This is a genomic window from Citrobacter sp. Cc139, from assembly GCF_030334645.1.
Classification (GTDB): domain Bacteria; phylum Pseudomonadota; class Gammaproteobacteria; order Enterobacterales; family Enterobacteriaceae; genus Citrobacter; species Citrobacter werkmanii.
The window spans coordinates 48,608-73,520 of record NZ_JAOWDM010000055.1 but is presented as its reverse complement, the minus strand read 5'-3'; the positions used below and the strand labels follow the sequence as shown (position 1 = coordinate 73,520).

Below are 24,913 nucleotides of genomic sequence, written 5' to 3'. Positions count from 1 at the left end.
CAAACGATACGCCTTGCTTTCATATTCCAGTTGTCGGGACGTCGACATTTCGTTAAAGTCACGCCCCTTCTTCACTGGCATGGGGATTTTTACGGTGTTTATTGGTTTTGACTACGGTACGGCAAACTGTTCAGTGGCCGTTATGCAAGACGGGCAGCCACACTTGCTCAAAATGGAAAACAACAGCACGCTTCTGCCCTCAATGCTGTGTGCGCCAACGCGCGAAGCGGTCAGCGAATGGCTGTATCGCCATCACGACGTCCCAACCACGGATGACGAAACGCAGGCGCTGCTGCGTCGTGCGATGCGCTATAACCGCGAAGAAGATATTGAGGTTAATGCCAACAGCGTGCAGTTCGGTCTGGCTTCACTGGGTCACTATATTGACGATCCGGAAGAGGTGTACTTCGTTAAATCACCAAAATCCTTTCTCGGTGCCAGCGGTCTGAAACCGCAGCAGGTTGCGCTGTTTGAGGATCTGGTCTGCGCCATGATGCTGCATATTCGTAATCAGGCACAAAGCCAGTTGCCGGAAGCCATCACCCAGGCCGTTATTGGTCGCCCAATCAACTTCCAGGGTTTAGGTGGCGATGACGCCAATGCTCAAGCGCAGGGGATTCTTGAACGTGCGGCAAAACGCGCTGGTTTTCAGGATGTTGTTTTTCAATACGAACCGGTAGCGGCTGGCCTGGATTACGAAGCCACGCTGCAGGAAGAAAAACGCGTATTGGTCGTGGACATTGGCGGGGGTACGACCGACTGTTCATTGTTGCTGATGGGGCCGCAATGGCATCAACGCGCCGATCGCGAAAATAGCCTGCTGGGGCACAGCGGCTGCCGCGTAGGCGGTAACGATCTGGATATTGCGCTGGCATTTAAACACTTGATGCCACTCCTCGGCATGGGTGGAGAAACGGAAAAAGGCATCGCCTTACCTATTTTGCCCTGGTGGAACGCGGTCGCGATTAACGATGTCCCCGCGCAAAGTGAGTTCTACAGTAGCGCCAACGGACGCTTACTGAACGATCTTGTGCGCGACGCCCGGGAAGCCGATAAAGTCGCCCTGTTGCTCAAAGTCTGGCGCGAGCGTCTGAGCTACCGCCTGGTACGCAGCGCAGAAGAGAGCAAAATCGCACTGTCCGACCAGAACATCGTTACGGCGGCGATACCGTTTATCAGTGAAACGCTGGCCACCGATATCAGCCAACACGGACTGCAAGCCGCGCTCAATCAGCCCCTGGTGCGCATTCTCGAGCAGGTTCAACTGGCGCTGGAAAACGCGCAGGAAAAACCGGACGTGATTTACCTGACCGGCGGCAGCGCGCGTTCGCCGTTGATCAAAAAAGCTCTCGCAGAGCAGCTTCCGGGGATCCCAATTGCCGGTGGCGATGATTTCGGTTCCGTCACCGCCGGACTGGCCCGCTGGGCTGAGGTTGTTTTCCGCTAAGCCGCTCGCATGCTGAAAAGGACGTGTATTGACATCACCTTAGCTGTAGCTTATTTTCAGGAGTGAGGGTTAGGGAAGGTCTCCCCTCCCCCTGGTGTCTTAGTAAGCCGGTAAGCTAATCACTAAGAGTATCACCAGTATGATGACGTACTTCATCATAACCCTTTCCTTATTTTGGCCCCTTCCTCGGGAGGGGTTTTCCCGTTCCAGCGTCCCGCTGAAATCTCTGGCTTACCTCCTTTTTGCCTTGAACGCACTCTAACGCACTATTTCTTGTTCGCCGTTTTCACCGCTTAATGTTGCGTAATACCTCGCAAAGCCGCGTCAGCATTCAGACGAATCCCGACAGTGTTTCATAATTCCTCCATTTTTCTCCCTTGTTCGCTGGCTAAACTAGTATCATTCCGCGAATCGTTTCAGGATGAGAAACTCATAACAATGAAAGGCAGTAACAAATCCCGCCGGGTGATAGCAATTGTGATCGTCGTGGCCGCCATCGCCGCATTCTGGTTCTGGCAAAGCCGCAGTGAACCCCAGGGAACCGCACCAGGCGCGACCAAACCAGCACAGCACTCGCCAGGGGCTGGGCGTCGTGGTATGCGTTCCGGGCCGTTGGCTCCCGTTCAGGCTGCCACCGCCACTGAGGAAGCCGTTCCACGTTATCTGACGGGGCTAGGCACCATTACTGCCGCCAATACCGCTACGGTGCGAAGCCGGGTAGATGGCCAGCTCATCGCGTTACACTTCGAGGAAGGGCAACAGGTAAAAGCTGGCGACCTTCTGGCAGAGATAGACCCCAGCCAGTTTAAAGTTGCTCTGGCTCAGGCGCAGGGGCAACTGGCAAAAGATAAAGCCACGCTGGCGAATGCCCGTCGCGACCTTGCGCGTTATCAGCAGTTGGTAAAAACCAATCTGGTCTCCCGCCAGGAGCTGGATGCCCAACAGGCGCTGGTAAATGAGACGTTAGGGACAATCAAAGCGGATGAAGCCAGCGTCGCCAGCGCCCAATTGCAGCTCGACTGGAGCCGTATAACTGCCCCTGTCGATGGTCGGGTCGGTTTGAAGCAGGTGGATGTTGGCAACCAGATTTCCAGCGGCGATACCACCGGTATCGTCGTCATTACACAAACCCACCCTATCGACCTGATATTTACCTTACCTGAAAACGACATCGCCACCGTGTTACGGGCGCAAAAATCGGGGAACCCGCTGAAAGTCGAAGCCTGGGACCGTACTAATTCGCAAAAACTGAGCGAAGGCGTCCTGCTGAGTCTCGACAATCAGATCGACACGAGCACCGGAACCATCAAAGTTAAGGCCCGGTTTAACAATCAGGATGATGCCTTATTCCCGAACCAGTTCGTTAACGCCCGCATGCTGGTCGACACGGAACAAAACGCCGTAGTCATCCCCACGGCCGCCCTGCAAATGGGTAATGAAGGTCACTTTGTCTGGGTGCTGAACAGCGACAATAAGGTGAGTAAACACCTGGTGAAACCGGGTATCCAGGATAGCCAGAAAGTGGTGATTACCGCCGGGCTGTCCGCAGGAGATCGCGTGGTGACCGACGGTATTGACCGCCTGACGGAAGGGGCAAAAGTTGAAGTCGTGGAGGGGCAAGACGCCTCAGTGGCAGACGAGAAAACTGCGCCGCGCGGCTACGGCAAAAAAGGAGCTAACTCCTGATGCAGGTGTTACCACCCGGCAACTCAGGCGGCCCATCGCGCCTTTTTATTCTGCGCCCCGTCGCCACCACGCTGCTGATGGTCGCCATTTTGTTAGCCGGTATTATCGGTTATCGTTTCTTGCCGATCGCCGCCTTACCGGAAGTGGATTACCCCACGATTCAGGTCGTAACGCTCTACCCCGGCGCCAGCCCGGACGTCATGACCTCGGCAGTGACCGCGCCGCTTGAACGTCAGTTTGGACAGATGTCCGGCTTAAAACAGATGTCATCGCAAAGTTCCGGCGGCGCCTCGGTCGTGACATTGCAGTTTCAACTGACGCTCCCGCTGGATGTCGCCGAGCAGGAAGTACAGGCTGCAATTAACGCCGCGACCAATTTATTACCGGGCGATCTGCCCAACCCGCCGGTTTACAGCAAGGTAAACCCGGCGGATCCACCAATCATGACGCTGGCTGTCACCTCCAGCGCCATGCCGATGACGCAAGTTGAAGATATGGTCGAAACCCGCGTCGCACAGAAAATCTCTCAGGTTTCCGGCGTGGGTCTGGTAACGCTTTCCGGTGGGCAACGTCCGGCCGTCCGCGTCAAGCTTAATGCCCAGGCCATTGCCGCGCTCGGTCTGACCAGCGAAACCATCCGTACGGCAATTACCGGCGCTAACGTCAACTCGGCCAAAGGCAGTCTTGATGGCCCAACGCGCGCCGTCACCCTCTCAGCTAACGACCAGATGCAGTCTGCAGATGAATATCGTCAGTTGATTATTGCCTATAAAAACGGTGCGCCGGTACGTCTGGGCGATGTCGCGACCGTGGAGCAAGGGGCAGAAAATAGCTGGCTGGGCGCATGGGCCAATAAGCAACAAGCCATTGTGATGAATGTTCAGCGCCAGCCTGGGGCAAACATCATTTCCACTGCTGACAGCATCCGCCAAATGCTGCCGCAGCTCACTGAAAGCCTGCCTAAATCAGTAAAAGTCAGCGTGCTTTCGGATCGTACAACCAATATTCGTGCATCCGTAGCTGATACCCAGTTTGAGCTGATGCTGGCGATTGCGCTGGTTGTTATGATTATCTACCTGTTTCTGCGCAATATCCCGGCGACGATTATACCCGCGGTCGCCGTTCCGCTGTCGCTAATCGGCACCTTTGCGGTCATGGTATTTCTTGATTTCTCTATCAATAACCTGACCTTAATGGCGCTAACCATCGCCACCGGTTTTGTGGTGGATGACGCCATCGTGGTGATTGAGAACATTTCACGTTATATCGAAAAAGGCGAAAAACCGCTGACCGCCGCCCTGAAAGGTGCGGGCGAGATTGGTTTTACCATCATCTCTCTGACATTTTCGCTGATCGCCGTGCTGATCCCACTGTTGTTTATGGGCGATATTGTCGGGCGATTGTTCCGCGAGTTTGCCGTAACGCTGGCCGTGGCGATCCTGATTTCTGCCGTGGTGTCGCTCACCCTTACACCGATGATGTGCGCCCGCATGCTCAGCCAGGCATCGTTACGTAAACAGAACCGCTTCTCTCGCGCTTCGGAACGGATGTTTGATCGCGTCATCGCCGGGTACGGCCACTGGCTGGCAAAGGTGCTCAACCATCCGTGGCTGACGCTCAGCGTGGCGCTTGGCACGCTGGCGCTGAGCGTCATGCTGTGGATCTTTATTCCAAAAGGATTCTTCCCGATACAGGATAACGGCATCATTCAGGGCACGCTGCAGGCGCCGCAGTCCAGTTCGTTTGCCAGCATGGCCCAGCGTCAGCGTCAGGTTTCAGATGTCATCCTGCAAGATCCGGCGGTTGAGAGCCTGACCGCTTTTGTTGGCGTGGACGGCACCAATCCGGCATTAAACAGCGCACGTATGCAAATCAACCTTAAGCCACTGGATGAACGTGACGATCGCGTGCAGAAAGTGATCGCGCGGTTACAAGAGGCAGTAAACAACGTTCCCGGCGTCGACCTCTATCTTCAGCCTACGCAGGACCTGACGATTGATACTCAGGTCAGCCGGAGGCAATATCAATTCACGCTGCAAGCAACCTCCCTGGATGCGCTCAGCACCTGGGTTCCCCAACTGTTGGAAAAGCTACAACAGCTACCGCAGGTGTCTGATGTCAGCAGTGACTGGCAGGACAAAGGGCTGGTAGCCTATGTGAACGTCAATCGCGACAGCGCCAGCCGTTTAGGTATCAGCATGGCGGATGTCGATAACGCCCTGTACAACGCCTTCGGCCAGCGCCTGATTTCAACCATCTATACGCAGGCAAACCAGTATCGCGTCGTGTTAGAACATGACACCAACACGACGCCAGGGCTTGCGGCCATGGACACTGTTCGTCTGACCAGTAGCGACGGCGGCGTGGTGCCGCTCAGCGCTATCGCCAGCATTGAACAGCGTTTTGCCCCGCTGTCGATTAACCATCTCGATCAGTTCCCGGTGACAACCATCTCGTTCAATGTGCCAGACGACTATTCATTGGGCGATGCGGTACAGGCGATTCTGGATGCCGAAAAAACGCTTAACCTGCCAGCGAACATTACCACCCAGTTCCAGGGCAGTACGTTGGCCTTCCAGGCCGCGTTGGGCAACACTATCTGGCTAATTGTGGCAGCGGTTGTCGCGATGTATATCGTACTCGGCGTGCTGTATGAAAGCTTTATTCACCCGATTACCATTCTCTCCACGCTGCCCACGGCAGGCGTTGGCGCGCTCCTGGCGTTAATGATTGCCGGCAGCGAACTGGACGTCATTGCGATTATCGGCATTATTTTGCTCATCGGTATCGTCAAGAAAAACGCCATCATGATGATCGACTTTGCCCTGGCCGCAGAGCGCGAACAGGGTATGGCGCCGCGTGAAGCTATTTTCCAGGCCTGCCTGCTGCGTTTTCGCCCAATCCTGATGACCACGCTGGCGGCGCTGCTGGGCGCGTTGCCCCTGATGTTAAGTACCGGTGTGGGTGCTGAATTACGCCGTCCATTAGGGATTGGTATGGTCGGTGGTCTGCTGTTAAGCCAGGTATTAACGCTGTTCACCACCCCGGTGATTTATCTGCTGTTTGATCGTTTGTCGCTGTATGTGAAAAGCCGTTTCCCACGTCAGGAAGAGGAAGCGTAAATGAAATTTTTCGCGCTTTTCATTCATCGTCCGGTGGCGACTATTCTCATTTCTGTGGCCATCACTCTGTGCGGCATACTGGGCTTTCGTCTGCTGCCGGTGGCCCCGCTGCCGCAGGTGGATTTCCCGGTGATTATGGTTAGCGCCTCATTACCCGGCGCGTCTCCTGAAACGATGGCCTCCTCCGTCGCCACCCCGCTGGAGCGCTCTCTGGGCCGCATCGCGGGCGTGAATGAAATGACCTCAAGCAGTTCGCTTGGCAGCACACGCATTATTCTCGAATTTAATTTCGACCGTGACATCAACGGCGCTGCGCGAGACGTTCAGGCCGCGATTAACGCCGCACAAAGCCTGCTACCAAGCGGAATGCCCAGTCGCCCAACGTACCGCAAAGCCAACCCTTCCGACGCGCCGATTATGATCCTGACGCTCACTTCTGATACGTATTCTCAGGGTGAGTTGTACGATTTCGCCTCGACCCAACTGGCGCAAACCATCGCGCAAATCGACGGCGTCGGTGACGTGGATGTGGGAGGCAGTTCTCTGCCCGCCGTGCGTGTAGGACTCAACCCGCAAGCGTTGTTTAACCAGGGTGTCTCACTCGACGACGTGCGTAGCGCAATTGATAACGCCAACGTGCGTAAACCGCAGGGAGCTATCGAGAGTGAAACCCATCGTTGGCAGGTGCAAACCAACGATGAGCTGAAAACGGCAGCCGAATACCAACCCATTATCATCCACTACAATAACGGCGCTGCGGTGAGGTTAGGTGACGTTGCGTCGGTGAGCGACTCGGTGCAGGACGTGCGCAATGCGGGGATGACCAATGCCAAACCGGCCATCCTGCTGATGATCCGCAAACTGCCGGAAGCCAATATCATTCAGACGGTAGACAGCATCCGGGCCAAACTACCGGAGTTACAAGCCCTGGTCCCGGCCGCCATCGATCTGCAAATTGCCCAGGACCGCTCTCCGACCATTCGCGCCTCGCTGGAGGAAGTTGAACAGACGCTGATTATCTCTGTGGCGCTGGTCATCCTGGTGGTCTTTGTCTTTCTGCGTTCCGGACGCGCAACACTTATCCCCGCCGTCGCGGTTCCGGTCTCGCTAATCGGCACATTTGCCGCCATGTATTTGTGCGGATTCAGCCTGAACAACCTGTCGTTAATGGCGCTAACCATTGCCACGGGTTTTGTCGTCGATGACGCCATCGTGGTACTGGAAAATATTGCCCGCCATCTGGAAGCCGGAATGAAACCACTTCAGGCAGCGTTACAAGGCACGCGCGAAGTCGGTTTTACGGTGCTCTCCATGAGCCTGTCACTGGTAGCAGTGTTTCTGCCGCTGCTGCTGATGGGCGGCCTGCCGGGGCGGCTGTTACGCGAATTTGCCGTCACGCTGTCGGTTGCCATCGGCATTTCCCTGCTGGTGTCGCTGACATTAACGCCAATGATGTGCGGCTGGATGCTTAAATCCAGCGCCCAGACGCGTAAGCGGGGATTTGGTCGCGTGTTGGTAGCGCTGCAACAGAGTTACGGCACATCGCTTAAATGGGTACTGCGCCATACGCGCCTGGTGGGCGTGGTATTACTCGGTACCATTGCGCTGAACATTTGGCTCTACATTTCCATCCCGAAAACCTTCTTCCCTGAGCAGGATACAGGCGTATTGATGGGTGGGATCCAGGCTGACCAAAGCATCTCTTTCCAGGCGATGCGCGGCAAACTGCAGGACTTTATGCAGATCATCCGCGACGATCCGGCGGTGAATAATGTCACTGGCTTCACCGGCGGTTCCCGGGTCAATAGCGGGATGATGTTTATTACCCTCAAGCCACGCGATGAACGCCGTGAAAGCGCGCAACAGGTGATCGACCGCCTGCGCGTCGCGCTGGCAAAAGAGCCGGGCGCGAATCTGTTTCTGATGGCAGTGCAGGATATTCGCGTCGGCGGACGCCAGGCCAACGCCAGCTATCAGTACACATTGCTGTCAGACGACCTGGCGGCGCTGCGTGAATGGGAACCTAAAATTCGTAAGGCGTTAGCCGCCCTGCCCCAACTGGCGGACGTCAACTCCGATCAGCAGGACAATGGCGCGGAGATGAATCTGATTTACGATCGCGACACCATGTCCCGTCTGGGAATCGATGTTGCCGCCGCCAACAGCCTGTTGAATAACGCTTTCGGGCAACGGCAGATTTCGACAATTTATCAGCCTATGAACCAGTACAAAGTCGTGATGGAGGTCGATCGGCGCTATACCCAGGATATTAGCGCGCTGGACAAAATGTTCGTCATCAACAATGACGGTAAGGCGATCCCATTATCGTATTTTGCCAAATGGCAACCGGCGAATGCCCCGCTGTCGGTGAATCATCAGGGCTTGTCCGCCGCGTCAACGGTGTCGTTTAACCTGCCGACGGGCTCTTCACTTTCTGAAGCGACAGAGGCCATCAACAGGACGACGACCCAGCTTGGCGTGCCCTCAACGGTTCGCGGTAGTTTTGCCGGTACCGCGCAGGTCTTTCAGGACACCATGAACTCGCAGGTGATCCTGATTATTGCGGCCATCGCAACGGTCTACATTGTGTTGGGCATGCTGTATGAAAGTTATGTTCACCCTCTGACTATTCTTTCCACACTGCCTTCAGCGGGCGTCGGGGCGTTACTGGCACTGGAGCTATTCAATGCCCCGTTCAGCCTAATCGCCCTGATAGGGATCATGCTATTAATTGGTATTGTGAAGAAAAACGCCATCATGATGGTCGATTTTGCGTTGGAAGCGCAGAGAAACGGTAAGTTGCAACCCGAGGAAGCCATTTTCCAGGCCTGCCTGTTACGCTTTCGCCCAATAATGATGACCACGCTGGCTGCGCTGTTTGGCGCGCTGCCGCTGGTGTTATCCGCAGGCGATGGCTCCGAACTGCGCCAGCCATTGGGGATCACCATCGTCGGTGGGCTGGTAGTGAGTCAACTCCTGACGCTGTACACCACGCCCGTGGTCTATCTCTTTTTCGACCGTCTGCGTCTGCGTTTTTCGCGTAAAAATAGCAAACCGGTAGCCGAGTTATGACAGAACTTCCCGACAGCACCCGCTGGCAACTTTGGATTGTGGCATTTGGCTTTTTTATGCAGTCGCTGGATACCACCATCGTCAATACCGCGCTTCCTTCGATGGCCGCCAGCCTCGGAGAAAGCCCGTTACATATGCATATGGTCATTGTGTCGTATGTATTAACCGTTGCCGTAATGCTGCCTGCCAGCGGATGGCTGGCCGATAAAGTTGGCGTGCGCAATATCTTCTTCACCGCCATCATCCTGTTTACGCTTGGCTCACTGTTTTGCGCGTGGTCCGGCACGCTCAACGAGCTGGTGATGGCGCGCGTCTTACAAGGCGTTGGCGGCGCGATGATGGTGCCGGTTGGCAGGCTAACGGTGATGAAAATCGTCCCGCGTGAGCAATATATGGCGGCGATGACGTTTGTCACGTTACCCGGTCAGATTGGCCCATTGTTGGGTCCGGCGTTAGGCGGCGTTCTGGTTGAGTATGCCTCCTGGCACTGGATATTTTTGCTGAACATTCCGGTTGGTATTGTTGGCGCGATAGCAACGTTAATGCTGATGCCCAACTACACGATGCAAACGCGACGCTTTGATCTTTCGGGATTCGCGATGCTGGCGGTCGGCATGGCGGTGCTAACGGTGGCGCTCGATGGCAGTAAAGGAACCGGCATCTCCGGTATTACGCTGGCTGCGCTGGTTATCTGCGGGGTGTTGGCTATTGCGCTGTATCTGAAACACGCCCATCGTAATCCCCGCGCGCTGTTTAGTTTGAATCTGTTTCACACACCAACCTTCTCGTTAGGTCTGCTCGGCAGTTTTGCCGGACGCATCGGCAGCGGTATGCTGCCGTTTATGACGCCGGTGTTTTTACAGATTGGCCTCGGTTTTTCACCTTTTCATGCCGGGCTGATGATGGTCCCGATGGTGCTCGGCAGTATGAGCATGAAGCGCATTGTGGTACAGGTCGTTAACCGCTTTGGCTACCGTCACGTACTGGTCGCCACAACGCTTGGCCTGTCGCTGGTCAGCCTGTTGCTGATGACCACCGCGTTGCTCGGCTGGTATTACGCCCTGCCCTTGGTGCTGTTCTTACAGGGAATGGTCAACTCAACGCGTTTTTCATCCATGAATACCCTGACGCTTAAAGACCTGCCAGACGATCTCGCCAGCAGCGGCAACAGCCTGCTGTCGATGATCATGCAATTGTCGATGAGTATCGGGGTGACTATCGCTGGCCTGTTGCTAGGTATGTTTGGCCAGCAGCATATCGCTATCGACAGCGGCAGTACGCATACCGTCTTTATGTATACCTGGCTGTGCATTGCATTCATTATTGCGCTGCCCGCCATTATTTTTGCCCGCGTGCCGAACGACACGCAAACTAACGCGGTGATCTCACGGCGCAGAAGGAGCACCTGATGAAGTTCTGGCGGCCCGGTATTACCGGCAAACTGTTTCTGGCGATTTTCGCCACCTGCATCGTGTTGCTGATCAGTATGCACTGGGCCGTACGCATTAGCTTCGAACGGGGTTTTATTGACTATATCAAACACGGTAACGAGCAGCGTCTGCAAATGCTCAGCGACGCGTTGAGCGAGCAGTATGAACAGCATGGCAACTGGCGGTTCTTACGCAATAACGATCGTTTTGTTTTTCAGATCCTGCGCTCGTTTGAACACGACAACGACGATGATAAACCCGGTCCCGGCATGCCGCCGCACGGCTGGCGTACCCAGTTTTGGGTTGTTGATCAAAACGCTCGCGTGTTGGTCGGCCCGCGCGCTCCGGTCCCTCACGACGGTATGCGCCATCCTATCCGCGTCAACGGTAGCGAAGTGGGCGCCGTGATTGCCTCTCCCGTAGAGCGCTTAACGCGAAATACGGATATCAATTTCGACATGCAGCAAAGACGCTCCAGCTGGCTTATCGTCGCGCTCTCCACAATTCTGGCGGCGCTGGCAACGTTTACGCTGGCGCGCAGCCTGTTGGCCCCGGTCAAGCGACTGGTGGAAGGCACGCATAAACTGGCGGCAGGCGATTTCACCACCCGCGTTGCGCCGACCAGTACCGATGAGCTGGGCAAACTGGCGCAAGACTTCAACCAGCTTGCCAGTACACTGGAAAAAAACCAGCAGATGCGGCGTGACTTTATGGCCGATATTTCTCACGAACTGCGTACGCCGTTGGCGGTGCTACGTGGCGAGCTGGAAGCCATTCAGGATGGGGTACGCCAGTTTACCCCTGACTCCATTACCTCTTTACAGGCAGAAGTCGCAACGCTCACCAAACTGGTGGACGATCTTCATCAGCTCTCCATGTCCGATGAAGGCGCGCTGGCCTATCAGAAAACATCGCTGGATCTTATTCCCCTGCTGGAAGTAGCAAGCGGTGCATTTCGTGAACGCTTTGCCAGTCGTGGATTGACGATACAACTTTCTCTCCCGGACAGCATGACGGTATTTGGCGACAGAGATCGTCTGATGCAATTATTCAACAATCTGCTGGAAAACAGCCTGCGCTATACCGACAGCGGCGGTGGGCTGCATATCAGCGCCGAACAACGTGAACGCATGGTGTTATTAACCTTCGCGGATTCCGCTCCCGGCGTGAGTGAAGAACAATTGCAGAAGCTGTTTGAACGGTTTTATCGCACCGAAGGCTCGCGTAACCGCGCCAGCGGAGGTTCCGGCTTGGGGCTGGCGATTTGCGTCAATATCGTCCAGGCGCATAATGGTCTGATCCACGCCGCCCATTCGCCTTTTGGTGGGGTTAGCATTACAGTAGAGCTACCGCTCGAACGCGATTTACAGAGAGATGTATGACAGAGTTACCCATTGATGAAAACACGCCGCGTATTCTGATCGTGGAAGACGAACCCAAGCTGGGACAACTGCTTATCGACTATCTGCGGGCGGCAAGCTACGCGCCTACGCTCATCAGCCATGGCGATCTGGTTCTGCCTTACGTACGTCAAACGCCGCCCGATCTGATCTTATTGGATCTAATGCTGCCCGGCACCGATGGCCTGACCCTGTGTCGGGAAATTCGCCGTTTCTCTGAAGTTCCCATCATGATGGTAACCGCAAAAATCGAAGAGATTGATCGCCTGCTGGGACTGGAGATTGGTGCGGATGATTATATTTGTAAACCCTACAGCCCGCGCGAAGTCGTCGCTCGCGTGAAGACGATCCTGCGTCGTTGTAAACCTCAGCGCGAACTGCAACAAATGGATGCAGACAGCCCGCTGATTGTCGACGAAAGTCGTTTTCAGGCGTCGTGGCGGGGGAAAATGCTCGACTTAACGCCCGCGGAATTCCGCTTACTCAAAACGCTGTCACATGAGCCGGGAAAAGTGTTCTCCCGCGAGCAGTTGCTCAACCATCTGTATGACGATTACCGCGTCGTTACCGATCGAACCATCGACAGCCATATTAAGAACCTGCGACGCAAGCTGGAATCGCTGGATGCGGAGCAGTCATTTATCCGCGCGGTGTATGGCGTAGGGTATCGCTGGGAAGCCGATGCGTGCCGAATTGCGTAATCAGCGATAGTCCAAATGATATCGGGTAAGGCGAAGCGACCACCAGCACAATGACTTTACCTGCCCGCCCCTCAGCGCTACAATGCCCGCCCTTAATATGGGGGCACTCCCCTAACCGCCTCATTAAGTGAGGCGAGTCTGACCTGTCATCAGAACGAGATAATTATGTTTAAACCGGAACTCCTTTCCCCGGCGGGAACGCTGAAAAATATGCGTTACGCTTTCGCCTATGGCGCAGATGCTGTCTATGCGGGCCAACCGCGTTATTCACTGCGCGTACGCAACAACGAATTCAACCACGAAAACCTGCAGCTCGGCATTAATGAAGCCCATGAACTGGGTAAAAAATTCTATGTGGTGGTTAACATCGCGCCGCACAATGCCAAGCTGAAAACCTTCATTCGTGATCTGAAACCGGTGGTGGAAATGGGGCCGGATGCGCTGATCATGTCGGACCCGGGTCTGATTATGCTGGTGCGCGAGAACTTCCCTGACATGGATATTCACCTGTCGGTGCAGGCTAACGCCGTTAACTGGGCGACGGTCAAATTCTGGAAGCAGATGGGGCTGACCCGCGTGATCCTGTCTCGCGAACTGTCGCTGGAAGAAATTGAAGAGATCCGTACTCAGGTGCCCGATATGGAGATTGAGATCTTCGTTCACGGCGCATTGTGCATGGCCTATTCCGGGCGCTGCCTGCTCTCTGGTTACATCAACAAGCGCGACCCGAACCAGGGCACCTGTACCAATGCCTGCCGCTGGGAATACAACGTGCAGGAAGGGAAAGAAGACGTGGTGGGCAATATCGTCCATAAGTACGAGCCGATCCCGGTACAAAACGTCGAACCCACGCTGGGTATTGGCGCGCCGACAGATAAAGTTTTTATGATTGAAGAAGCCCAGCGACCGGGTGAGTACATGACCGCGTTCGAAGACGAACACGGCACTTACATCATGAACTCGAAGGATTTGCGTGCTATTGCCCACGTTGAACGTCTGACGCAGATGGGCGTGCATTCGCTGAAGATCGAAGGCCGTACCAAGTCATACTATTATTGTGCACGTACCGCGCAGGTTTATCGCAAAGCGATTGATGATGCCGCTGCCGGCAAACCGTTCGACCCGCAACTGTTGGAGACGCTGGAAGGTCTTGCGCATCGCGGTTACACCGAAGGATTCCTGCGCCGCCATACGCATGACGACTATCAGAACTACGAATACGGTTTCTCTGTGTCGGAGCGTCAGCAGTTTGTTGGCGAATTTACCGGCGAACGTAAAGGCGAACTTGCAGCCGTACTGGTGAAAAACAAATTCACCGTCAGCGACAGCCTGGAGTTGATGACCCCACAGGGCAATATCAACTTTACCCTTGAGCAGATGGAAAACGCGAAAGGCGAAGCCATGCCGGTTGCTCCGGGCGATGGTTACACCGTGTGGATGCCGGTACCTGAGGATATCGATCTGAATTATGCCTTATTAATGCGTAATTTTGCCGGTGAGTCCACGCGCAACCCGCATGCTAAGTAGTTAATTACGGTTATTTTTCAGCGATCGGAAGATTCTTAGAAATCGATCACATACCGTTTCGTTCATTAAGGGTATTATCCCACCCGCTGAAAAACATAACCCATAAATGCTAGCTGTACCAGGAACCACCTCCTTAGCCTGCGTAATCTCCCTTACGCAGGCTTATTTTTTGCCTGCCGGTTAAATACTCCGGGTACCCCCAATTCAAATCACAACATTCAGGCGAAAAAAAACCGGGCATTACGCCCGGCTCATTAGAGACCAGAACTTAATGTGCGGCTTCTGGCTTGTGCTTTTGCGCACTCTGGAAACCATAGGTCAGCTCATTTTTCTCTTTATCCAACTCAACGGTTACCTGACCACCATCCACCAGCGAACCGAACAGCAGTTCGTTGGCCAATGGTTTTTTCAGGTTGTCCTGAACAACACGCGTCATCGGACGTGCACCCATCGCGCGGTCATAGCCTTTCTCAGCCAGCCAGTTACGTGCTTCCTGGCTTACTTCCAGTGAGACGCCTTTCTGATCCAGCTGTACCTGCAACTCGACAATAAACTTATCAACAACCTGATGAATCACCTCGGTAGAGAGATGGTCAAACCAGATAATATTGTCGAGACGGTTACGGAACTCCGGCGTAAACACTTTTTTGATTTCGCCCATCGCATCAGTGCTGTTGTCCTGATGAATAAGCCCAATCGATTTACGCTCGGTCTCACGTACCCCGGCGTTGGTGGTCATGACCAGCACCACGTTACGGAAGTCCGCCTTACGGCCATTATTGTCGGTCAGCGTACCGTTATCCATTACCTGCAGCAGCAGGTTAAAGACATCCGGGTGCGCTTTTTCGATTTCATCCAACAGCAGGACCGCATGCGGGTGTTTAATGACCGCGTCGGTCAGCAAACCGCCCTGGTCATAACCGACATATCCCGGAGGCGCACCAATCAGACGACTGACGGTGTGACGTTCCATATACTCGGACATATCAAAACGCAGCAGCTCAATGCCGAGCGCTTTGGACAGCTGCACCGTGACTTCGGTCTTACCAACGCCAGTCGGTCCGGCAAACAGGAATGAACCGACAGGTTTATGCTCATGGCCGAGACCGGCACGGCTCATTTTGATCGCTTCAGTCAGCGCCTCAATGGCTTTATCTTGTCCGAATACCAGCATTTTCAGACGGTTACCCAGATTTTTCAGCGTATCACGATCGCTCTGCGACACGCTCTTCTCCGGGATACGCGCGATGCGGGCCACCACGGACTCAATATCGGCGACGTTAACGGTTTTCTTGCGTTTGCTGACCGGTAACAGACGCGCCCGCGCCCCCGCTTCATCGATCACATCAATAGCTTTATCCGGCAGATGACGATCGTTGATGTATTTCACCGCCAGTTCGACCGCGGCACGCACTGCTTTCGCGGTGTAGCGAACGTCATGGTGCGCTTCGTATTTCGGTTTCAGACCGTTGATAATCTGCACGGTCTCTTCTATCGACGGCTCAGTGATATCAATTTTCTGGAAACGGCGCGCTAACGCCCGGTCCTTCTCAAAAATATTGCTGAATTCCTGATAGGTCGTGGAGCCTATCACACGGATTTTACCGCTGGAGAGCAGAGGCTTGATTAAGTTCGCCGCATCCACCTGGCCACCCGATGCCGCGCCCGCACCGATAATGGTGTGGATCTCATCAATAAACAGGATGCTGTTGGTATCCTGTTCCAGCTGTTTCAGCAGCGCCTTAAAGCGTTTTTCAAAATCGCCGCGGTATTTGGTGCCCGCCAGCAGCGACCCGATATCCAGAGAGTAAAGGGTGCAGTCCGCCATAACTTCCGGCACGTCGCCCTGAACAATACGCCAGGCAAGGCCTTCGGCAATCGCGGTTTTACCGACGCCAGATTCACCCACCAACAGCGGGTTGTTTTTTCTACGGCGGCAGAGTACCTGAATGGCGCGCTCCAGCTCTTTTTCCCGGCCAATGAGCGGATCAATTCCACCCACACGGGCAAGCTGGTTAAGGTTAGTCGTGAAGTTCTCCATACGGTCCTCCCCGCCAGCTTGCTCTTCGTTATTTGGCTGATTCCCGGAGTCAGAAGACTGACTTGGTTCGTCTTTGCGCGTGCCATGAGAAATAAAATTCACCACGTCCAGGCGACTCACTTCATGCTTACGCAGCAGATAGGCCGCCTGAGATTCCTGCTCGCTAAAAATGGCTACCAGCACATTTGCGCCGGTAACTTCATTGCGCCCGGAGGACTGAACATGAAAGACCGCACGTTGCAGTACACGCTGAAAACTCAACGTTGGCTGCGTGTCGCGCTCTTCTTCACTGGCAGGCAATACGGGTGTGGTTTGTTCAATGAAGGCTTCGAGTTCCTGACGGAGCGCCACCAGATCCACAGAACACGCTTCCAGCGCTTCGCGGGCCGATGGGTTACTGAGCAACGCCAGTAACAAGTGCTCGACGGTCATAAACTCATGTCGGTGCTCGCGCGCTCTGGCGAAAGCCATGTTTAAACTGAGTTCCAGTTCTTGATTGAGCATAGGCACCTCCCCCAATATTTATGCCTGCATTCAGGCTTTTTCCAGCGTACACAGCAACGGATGCTCGTTCTCCCTTGCATATTTGTTCACCATCGCGACTTTGGTTTCAGCCACTTCGGCAGTGAATACGCCGCAGATAGCTTTACCTTGATAGTGAACTGCAAGCATCAGTTGCGTTGCACGTTCTACATCATAAGAAAAGAATTTTTGTAACACGTCAATAACAAACTCCATCGGAGTGTAATCATCATTGATTAATATCACTTTATACATAGATGGCGGTTTTAGCGCGTCGCGCAATTTGTCTTCCGCCAGCAGATCGAAATCCAGCCAGTCGTTCGTCTTACTCATTGTCAGTCGTCATCTTCAGTTACGGTTTCCGGCAGAAAATGTTGCCGCTGACAAGCAGCCTATGCACACAATCAATCTACCTCAAGTATTAGATAACTATCATCTATTAGTGCCATCCGCGACATCTGTCACAGAACCGACAATAGCGTTAACTGCTTCAAATTTTGATGCATTTTTACCCTATTCCATCCGTCTGACGCTTGACGCCCCGCCTGATTTCTCTAAATTGTAGTTTCGAGAGTTGGCGAGGTTTTGAACAGCCCCCACTCCGCAACCGGTTCATTCCATCTTACTTATATAAGATCTACGAAGGATGTCGAAGTATGGAAACGGGTACTGTTAAGTGGTTCAACAACGCCAAAGGGTTTGGTTTCATCTGCCCCGAAGGCGGCGGCGAAGACATTTTCGCCCATTACTCCACCATTCAGATGGATGGTTACAGAACGCTAAAAGCCGGACAGTCTGTCCAGTTTGATGTCCACCAGGGGCCAAAAGGCAATCATGCCAGTGTCATCGTGCCTGTCATTGAAGCAGAAGCCGTCGCTTAACCCTTCTGTTTCATTGTGTACATCCCGCAGTCAAAATGCCAGCCCTTGCGGCTGGCATTTTTATCTCTGTAACATTATTCCCGCGCTAACGCATCTACCGGATCAAGCCGCGCCGCATTACGCGCCGGTAACCAGCCAAACAAAATTCCGGTAGCGGTTGAGCACAGGAATGCCGTGAGCAGCGCAACGGGTGAGAAGCCAATTTCCCAGCCGGGCAGGAATAACTGTAGCGTAAAGGCGATCAGCATCGACAACGTGATGCCCAACGCGCCGCCAACCAGACATACCAGCACCGCTTCAATGAGGAACTGTTGCAGCACATCACTGGCGCGCGCGCCAACCGCCATACGAATGCCAATCTCGCGCGTTCGTTCGGTTACCGAAACCAGCATAATATTCATCACGCCGATTCCACCTACCACCAGCGAAATGACCGCCACCAGCGTCAGGAAGAGTTGTAATGTACGTGTGGTCTTTTCGGCGGTTTTCAAGACGCCGTCCATATTCCAGGTAAAGAAATCTTTCTTCCCATGGCGTAACGACAACAGACGGGTAAGTTGCTGCTCAGCCTGAGCGCTATCAAAACCGTCCTTCACTCGCACGGTGATTGAGTTCAGCCACGATTGCCCCATAATTCGCCCGGACATGGTGCTGTAAGGCAGCCAGACCCGCAGGATCTTACTACTGCCGAACATCGACTGTTTCTCCTCTGCAACACCAATCACCGTAGCAGGCATATTTCCCACCAAAATGACCTCGCCCACCACCTTCGCTTTGTTGGGGAACAACTGACGTCGGGTATTACTGTCAAGCACCACCACCTGCGCCCGGCCAGCCAGTTGCTCAGCGTTAAAGGTGGTGCCTTCGCTAAACGTCATACCATAGACGTTGAAATAGTCGCCGCTAACGCCGTTCGCACTGGCTGCCACGTCAATATTACCGTAGCGTAACCGCAGGTTCTTCGACACCGCAGGCGTCACCGAACTTACCCAGGGCTGTTTCTGCAGCGCGGTTAAATCGTCATATTTCAGCGCCTGTTGATACTGCGGATCGTCATCGCCGAAATCTTTGCCGGGATAGATATCAATGGTATTGGTACCGATAGCGCGAATGTCTGCCAGCACCAGCTGTTTTGCCGCATCCCCCACCACCACAATTGAAACCACCGAAGCAATACCGATGATAATCCCCAGCATGGTCAGCAGCGTACGCATCTTATTCGCAGCCATTGCCAGCCAGGCCATGGTGAGCGCTTCGCGAAAACCGCTGATAAACTGACTCCAGCCGGATACTGTTTTCACTGTCGACCCGGAGATTTCGCGTCCGCCAGAAGATTTGTGCGGCGGCGGATTGCGTACAATCTCTCCGTCGCGAATTTCAATGACGCGCTCGGCCTGCGCGGCGACCTGGCTGTCGTGCGTAACGATAATCACCGTATGGCCGCGATCGCGAAGTTGATGCAAAATCGCCATCACCTCTTCGCCAGAATGGCTATCCAACGCGCCGGTGGGTTCGTCGGCAAGAATAACCTGCCCACCGTTCATCAACGCACGCGCAATACTGACCCGCTGCTGCTGACCACCGGAAAGCTGCGAAGGCTGATAGTCAACCCTGTCGCCCAGCCCCAGCCGCTGGAGTAATTCCTGCGCACGAGCCAGACGTTGCTTACGTTCAGTCCCGGCATAGACCGCAGGCACCTCAACGTTTTGCGCGGCGCTCAAATGCGACAACAAATGATAACGCTGGAAGATAAAACCGAAATGCTCGCGTCGAAGCTGCGCTAACGCATCGCTATCGAGAGTGGAGACATCGCGCCCGGCCACCCGATACGTGCCGCTGGTAGGTTTATCAAGACAGCCGAGAATGTTCATCAGCGTTGATTTACCCGAACCAGACGCGCCGACAATCGCCACCATTTCACCGGCCTGAATGCTCAAGGAAACGTCCTTTAACACCTCGACCTGCCCTTCGCCTGACGGGTAACTACGGCGGATATTGCTCAGCTCAAGCAATGCCGTCATTTCGCCGCTCCAGGATTGCCCTCGCCGGTAATGACTTCATCTCCCTCTTCCAGCCCCTTCACAATCTCCACATCAGTGTCATTGCGCGCGCCGATCACCACCTCACGCTCGCGGGTTTCGCCGTTACGCAGCAGTCTGACGTTATAGCGATTATTGCCAATAGGATCGCCCAGCGCCGACAGCGGGATGGTCAGGACATTTTTGACATCCGTGAGCTGAATATGGACCTGTGCGGTCATATCCAGACGCAGGATCCCTTTCGGGTTAGGCACTTCAAAGCGGGCATAGTAGAAAATCGCATCATTCACTTTTTCCGGCGTCGGCAGGACATCTTTCAGCGTACCTTCGTAGCGCGTCTGCGGATCGCCCAGGACGGTGAACCAGGCTTTTTGTCCGGGATGCAGGTGAATAACATCCGCCTCGGAAACCTGCGCTTTCACCAGCATCGTACTCATGTCTGCTAGCGTCAGAATGTTAGGCGCCTGCTGGGCGGCAATAACGGTTTGTCCTTGCAGGGTGGTTATTTGCGTAACCTCGCCCGCCATCGGCGCCACAATGCGGGTGTAATCAAGGTTGGTCTTTGCTGTATCAAGAGAGGCTTGATTACGTTTAATCTGTGCATCAATGGTGCCGATTTGCGCCTGTTTGACCGCCATCTCGGTAGCCGCGGTATCGAGATCCTGTTGTGAAACCGCCTGGGTTTTCGCCAACTGTTGCTGACGGGAAAGCGTCACCCGCGCCAGCTTCCACTCGGCTTCAGCCTGTAAACGCTGGGCGCGTAATTCCATCAGCGTCGCTTCAACCTCTTTGATCTGGTTTTGCGCCTGTTCAGGATCGATAACGCCAAGCAGTTGATCTTTTTTTACTTTATCGCCAATCGCGACTGACAGCGTTTTTAACTGCCCACTGACCTGCGCCCCGACGTCAACTTTACGCAGCGCATCCAGTTTCCCGGTTGCCAGTACGCTTTGCTGGAGATCGCTTGGACGAACAATTAACGTTTGATACTGAGGTAAAGGCGCATTAAGCGTTCGCCATAGTGCAATTATCGCCACAATAAGGATGATGGCGAAGATAAAATAGCGTTTTTTGATTTTTCCCTTGAGCTTCATAAATGTCCCAATTTCCCCCAATACGTCCATCAGAGTGGAGTGTTAAACGTCAACGTTAAATAAATAGCCGTTGAAAAGCGCAAGAATAACAGAGTTATTGATGAATGGTTAAGATCCGCTGTGCTGAAATTAATGCCAGGGTATCAATCGGATTTATATTATGAGTCAACTAACTGAAAGCGCTTTTCTTTCCAGCAAACCCATCACCAGCCTGGGACTTTTTTACAGCCTGAGCCGCGGGGAATTACGGCCTGCACAGTGTTGGGATAAACGGAGCTTTCGGCGTAAGTTTATCTGGCGTTCATTGCTGATACCTCGCCTTACCCAGGAATGGATGACTGAACTGGCGCAGTGGCCGGAGCTTGAAGACCTGCTCGCCCGTCAACCCCGACTGCCCGTTCGTCTGCATCGTCCTTACCTTGCCGCCAACTTCGATCCCAGAATGCGATTAGATGCGGTGCGTTTTCATTATCATGTTATCCGCCATGCATTTTTACCTGGTGAATTTAACGCTTTATTAAGTCATGACGGCTTACAGTTGGCGCAAATTGCAGGTAAAGATAACGAGATATTTACCGTGACCATGATGATGTTTCCGGTACTGGATAAAGAGGGTGAAAGTACCATTCTGGTACGAAATGGCGATGGTGACGAGCTGACTAAAATGACATTTACGTTCTGCGAATATAATGGGAAAAGTACATTATTTATCGGCGGCATGCAGGGCAATTCACAACTTCCGCACGAAGCAACACAAAAAGCGACCAAATCCTGCCACGGAATATTCCCCAAACGCCTTGTTATGGAAGCCATTTGTCGTTTAGCGGAACAATTGAATATCGAAAAGGTAATGGCTGTCAGTAACGAGCAGCATATCTTTCGCAGTCCGCGTTATAACGATAAAAACAAAGTGATTCTTTCCGACTACAACGCATTTTGGGCGTCGCTTGGCGGCAAGTGCGACAGCCGCGGGTACTATCATATTCCGCGTGCGCTGGCACGAAAAAGCGAAGCGGAGATTGCCAGTAAAAAACGCGCAGAATACCGCCGTCGCTATCAGCTACTGGACAGCATCCACGCGCAGCTGTCGTCGATGTTTCGCCACTAATCCGCTCTGCCGCGTGCCAGCCACAGCACGCGGGAAAACATTTTCCGCAACAAAGTGGGAACGGCGTCTACACCACGCCGCCCTGCTTCCATCGCCACCTCGATCGCCAGATCCGGTTTTGACGAACGATGAATCGCCTTGGAGATAATTTTGCGCATATTCATTGGCACGTTTTCCGGGATCTGCGCGACGCGATGAAAGACATCGGCGAACCCCTGACGATACATAAAGTGTTCCATATCCAGCGCGGGGAGCATGGTTAAATGATCGCGCTCCTCCTCTCTGTCGTTATTCAATAAACCGCGCACCGTGGCGGCATACTTTTTCCCCGCTTCATCGCCATCGACCAGCACGTGCCATTCAATTCCCATCCGGCGGGCAAACTTAACCAGTGGTTTAAGGCCTGACTGAGCAAATTCGATGACTTTAATGCCTTCCGCATCAAAGTGGTGTCCGCACTGGCGGGCCAGCTCGTTAATGACCCAGGTTTCCGTTTCACCTTCCACCAGCAGCCAGCAACGGGCAAACAGTGAAGATGCGCGATTGAAACGAATATGGAAAGCAATACGCCGACCGTCCTCCGCGCTGATCCCACCCGGCCCCAGTCGCCAGGCGGCGACGCGGGATGACTCACGCACCAGACGGACAACATGTTCCACCGGCGTAAGAGACAGCAACTCACCGGAGTTGGTGGTCGCCACCCGCTGGAGAGGAAGTAGATTCAGCAAGTGCCAGGCAACCGACAACATGATGGGATGTAAACGCGTTTCCGGGTCTTCTATCAGCAATAAAGGCCGGGCATCTTTATCCAGCCTTAACGTGCCTTTGGCCTGCAACAGCGTCGAGAACAGTCCCAACAGGATAACCCGATGCGTTCGTCCGCCAGGTTTATCAATCATGCGGTTAATGATATCCAGATAGCGCCAGCTACGTTGCTCGTTATTGGAGCGGCGGCGCATCAGGCGATAGCGGGACTGACCAGAACCCTGCTCAGAAAAATAGTGCTCTAATAGCTGCACCATAGCCGACAGCCCCTGACGAATCTGCCCATCGGTCAGGTTTTGTGGTCGGGTAGCCAGTTCACGCGCCAGAAAATCCAGCTGGCGAGCGGTCACTTCAACATCCGCCGAATCCGGCACCGTACCGTTACGAATGCGCCGCATAAAACGCGCGTCGCGCAGACGCAACACAGGCATCAGACGCACGAGATGCCGCGCCAGATCGTTAATGTCGTCGAGATTGAGCGGATGGCCATCACTATCAAGAAAACTACGTAGCGTCAGGACGGTCCCATCATCCGCGCACTCGCCCTCCAGACGATAGAATATACGGTGATAGCTATCGTGGCACGGCGTCCAGCAGGCTTCCAGAGGCCGGTAGCGACGAACCCGATGACGACCCGGCTGAGATTCACGAAAGGTCAGGATAATGTGCAAATGATGTTCCCGGCCCTGTATATCCCCCGGCGGGAACCAAAAATCATCGCGGTCAAAGTGGTACAAATCAGATTCCGGCGACAGCAGCAAGGTTAAGGCATCCAGCAGACTGGACTTACCCCACGCGTTCTCCCCAATCAGCACGTTACTCTGCTCAAGCATCAACGACAGGCGGTTAATACCACGAAATCCAACAATCTCAACGCGTTCGAGAATCATATAGCCTCCGGAAATGCTAACTTTTTCCTTCAAGTTATCAGGAGTATAACGTTAACCGTGCGCTCAGGGCACCCGATATCATCAGGAGGTTAATCGCAGAAATCAAAAAAATTAAGAATATTCTTCTTATGTTTTCCTGTGATTATAATTTCTGAGCTCAATCATCATTTTTAGCTAATTGAACTATGCTTCATTCATCCAATATTCAAAAAGGAATCACGACATATTGCCTTAAATCAAATTTTTTCATCAATTTAACTGGCGAAGGGATGATGTTTTTTTCTAAAATACCCGCTCTTTCATCATCGTCCCTTTAAGCGATGAATTACCGGGCAAGGAATACGAACCCGGAACTTTTAATTGAGGTGGTTATGTTCAGGAAATTAGCAGCCGAATTCTTCGGTACGTTTTGGCTCGTCTTTGGTGGGTGCGGTAGCGCAGTACTGGCCGCAGCATTCCCGGAATTGGGAATTGGATTCACCGGTGTCGCATTGGCATTTGGTCTGACCGTATTAACTATGGCCTTTGCCGTGGGCCATATTTCAGGTGGACATTTTAACCCGGCAGTCACCTTCGGTTTATGGGCTGGCGGTCGCTTCCCGGCGAAAGACGTTATTGGATATGTTATTGCGCAGGTTGTGGGCGGTATTGTTGCAGCTGCGGCTCTGTATCTAATTGCCAGCGGTAAAGCAGGTTTTGATGCAACCGCCAGCGGTTTTGCTTCGAACGGCTTTGGTGATCATTCACCTGGCGGTTATTCCATGCTTTCTGCTGTTGTAATTGAAATTATTCTGACCGCTGGTTTCTTATTAGTGATCCACGGCGCGACCGACAAACATGCTCCGGCAGGTTTTGCCCCTATTGCAATCGGTCTGGCGTTAACACTGATCCACTTGATCAGCATTCCAGTCACTAATACCTCCGTAAACCCGGCACGTAGTACCGCAGTTGCCATTTTCCAGGGCGGCTGGGCATTGCAACAATTGTGGTTCTTCTGGGTCATGCCAATTATCGGTGGGGTTCTCGGTGGTCTTATTTACCGCACTCTGCTGGAAAAACGCGATTAATCGATAACAAAAAGGCCTGGCGAAAGTCAGGCCTTTTTTTCCTCGCTATATTTCCTTTTATTTGCAACTTTACTCCCCTCTTTGCATTGAGTAGTGTGTGCTTGCGCATTTCGTCTTACAT

Annotated in this window: 17 protein-coding genes; 11 read left to right on the top strand and 6 right to left on the bottom strand. The window is 53.6% G+C overall.

Annotated features, from left to right (window positions below; all coding sequences use genetic code 11):
- Positions 1-94: 94 nt before the first annotated feature.
- Positions 95-1,447, top strand: coding sequence for a molecular chaperone (yegD, locus tag OGV69_RS01765; protein WP_069323485.1), 1,353 nt, complete (start codon positions 95-97; stop codon positions 1,445-1,447).
- A 99-nt stretch (positions 1,448-1,546) separates the two neighbouring features.
- Here yegD and OGV69_RS01760 read toward each other — a convergent pair whose 3' ends face one another.
- Positions 1,547-1,606 carry a type I toxin-antitoxin system Ibs family toxin gene (locus OGV69_RS01760; RefSeq protein WP_106672390.1) on the bottom strand — a complete coding sequence of 20 codons (60 nt, stop codon included), beginning with the start codon at positions 1,604-1,606 and terminating at the stop codon, positions 1,547-1,549.
- A gap of 279 nt (positions 1,607-1,885) precedes the next feature.
- On the opposite strand from OGV69_RS01760, the gene OGV69_RS01755 reads away from it, so the two are divergent.
- From OGV69_RS01755 to trhP, 7 genes are all read left to right on the top strand, one after another.
- Positions 1,886-3,133, top strand: a complete 1,248-nt coding sequence (locus OGV69_RS01755; RefSeq protein ID WP_069323484.1) for an MdtA/MuxA family multidrug efflux RND transporter periplasmic adaptor subunit — start codon at positions 1,886-1,888, stop codon at positions 3,131-3,133.
- Positions 3,133-6,255 carry an MdtB/MuxB family multidrug efflux RND transporter permease subunit gene (locus OGV69_RS01750; protein WP_069323483.1) on the top strand — a complete coding sequence of 1,041 codons (3,123 nt, stop codon included), beginning with the start codon at positions 3,133-3,135 and terminating at the stop codon, positions 6,253-6,255. Before OGV69_RS01755 ends, OGV69_RS01750 begins: the two co-directional genes overlap by 1 nt.
- On the top strand, positions 6,256-9,327 hold the full coding sequence (gene mdtC, locus OGV69_RS01745) for a multidrug efflux RND transporter permease subunit MdtC (protein WP_069323482.1): 3,072 nt from the start codon (positions 6,256-6,258) through the stop codon (positions 9,325-9,327).
- Complete coding sequence (locus tag OGV69_RS01740; protein ID WP_069323481.1) at positions 9,324-10,736, top strand: MFS transporter; 1,413 nt, start codon at positions 9,324-9,326, stop codon at positions 10,734-10,736. The genes mdtC and OGV69_RS01740 overlap by 4 nt, the downstream gene beginning before the upstream one ends.
- The gene (gene baeS, locus OGV69_RS01735; protein ID WP_069323480.1) at positions 10,736-12,139 is read left to right on the top strand and encodes an envelope stress sensor histidine kinase BaeS; all 1,404 of its coding nucleotides are present in this window, start codon (positions 10,736-10,738) and stop codon (positions 12,137-12,139) included. Before OGV69_RS01740 ends, baeS begins: the two co-directional genes overlap by 1 nt.
- Positions 12,136-12,858, top strand: coding sequence for an envelope stress response regulator BaeR (gene baeR, locus OGV69_RS01730; RefSeq protein ID WP_038641831.1), 723 nt, complete (start codon positions 12,136-12,138; stop codon positions 12,856-12,858). Before baeS ends, baeR begins: the two co-directional genes overlap by 4 nt.
- A 165-nt stretch (positions 12,859-13,023) precedes the next feature.
- On the top strand, positions 13,024-14,385 hold the full coding sequence (gene trhP / locus OGV69_RS01725) for a prephenate-dependent tRNA uridine(34) hydroxylase TrhP (RefSeq protein WP_069323479.1): 1,362 nt from the start codon (positions 13,024-13,026) through the stop codon (positions 14,383-14,385).
- A 268-nt stretch (positions 14,386-14,653) separates the two neighbouring features.
- Here the strand turns inward: trhP and clpA are convergent, their stop codons facing one another.
- Positions 14,654-16,930, bottom strand: coding sequence for an ATP-dependent Clp protease ATP-binding subunit ClpA (gene clpA, locus OGV69_RS01720; RefSeq protein WP_069323478.1), 2,277 nt, complete (start codon positions 16,928-16,930; stop codon positions 14,654-14,656).
- A gap of 30 nt (positions 16,931-16,960) precedes the next feature.
- Positions 16,961-17,281: an ATP-dependent Clp protease adapter ClpS gene (clpS, locus tag OGV69_RS01715; protein ID WP_006683877.1), complete on the bottom strand. Its 321-nt coding sequence runs from the start codon at positions 17,279-17,281 to the stop codon at positions 16,961-16,963.
- A 323-nt stretch (positions 17,282-17,604) separates the two neighbouring features.
- Here clpS and cspD point away from each other — a divergent pair, with 323 nt between their 5' ends.
- The gene (gene cspD, locus OGV69_RS01710; RefSeq protein ID WP_003036813.1) at positions 17,605-17,829 is read left to right on the top strand and encodes a cold shock-like protein CspD; all 225 of its coding nucleotides are present in this window, start codon (positions 17,605-17,607) and stop codon (positions 17,827-17,829) included.
- Positions 17,830-17,903: 74 nt separating this feature from the next.
- Here cspD and macB read toward each other — a convergent pair whose 3' ends face one another.
- Both macB and macA read right to left on the bottom strand, forming a co-directional pair.
- On the bottom strand, positions 17,904-19,850 hold the full coding sequence (gene macB / locus OGV69_RS01705; RefSeq protein ID WP_069323477.1) for a macrolide ABC transporter ATP-binding protein/permease MacB: 1,947 nt from the start codon (positions 19,848-19,850) through the stop codon (positions 17,904-17,906).
- Positions 19,847-20,962 (bottom strand): macrolide transporter subunit MacA, encoded by a 1,116-nt coding sequence (gene macA / locus OGV69_RS01700; RefSeq protein ID WP_286469023.1) that lies wholly within the window; start codon positions 20,960-20,962, stop codon positions 19,847-19,849. Before macA ends, macB begins: the two co-directional genes overlap by 4 nt.
- 160 nt (positions 20,963-21,122) lie before the next feature.
- Between macA and OGV69_RS01695 the strand changes: the two genes are divergently transcribed.
- Positions 21,123-22,070 (top strand): VirK/YbjX family protein, encoded by a 948-nt coding sequence (locus OGV69_RS01695; protein ID WP_069323476.1) that lies wholly within the window; start codon positions 21,123-21,125, stop codon positions 22,068-22,070.
- Here OGV69_RS01695 and OGV69_RS01690 read toward each other — a convergent pair.
- Positions 22,067-23,725 carry an ATP-dependent endonuclease gene (locus tag OGV69_RS01690; RefSeq protein ID WP_038641848.1) on the bottom strand — a complete coding sequence of 553 codons (1,659 nt, stop codon included), beginning with the start codon at positions 23,723-23,725 and terminating at the stop codon, positions 22,067-22,069. The two genes, OGV69_RS01695 and OGV69_RS01690, sit on opposite strands and share 4 nt — an antisense overlap.
- 371 nt (positions 23,726-24,096) lie before the next feature.
- Here OGV69_RS01690 and aqpZ point away from each other — a divergent pair, with 371 nt between their 5' ends.
- A complete protein-coding gene (aqpZ, locus tag OGV69_RS01685; RefSeq protein WP_038641851.1) occupies positions 24,097-24,792 on the top strand; it encodes an aquaporin Z in 696 nt (231 codons plus the stop codon).
- Positions 24,793-24,913: the final 121 nt, after the last annotated feature.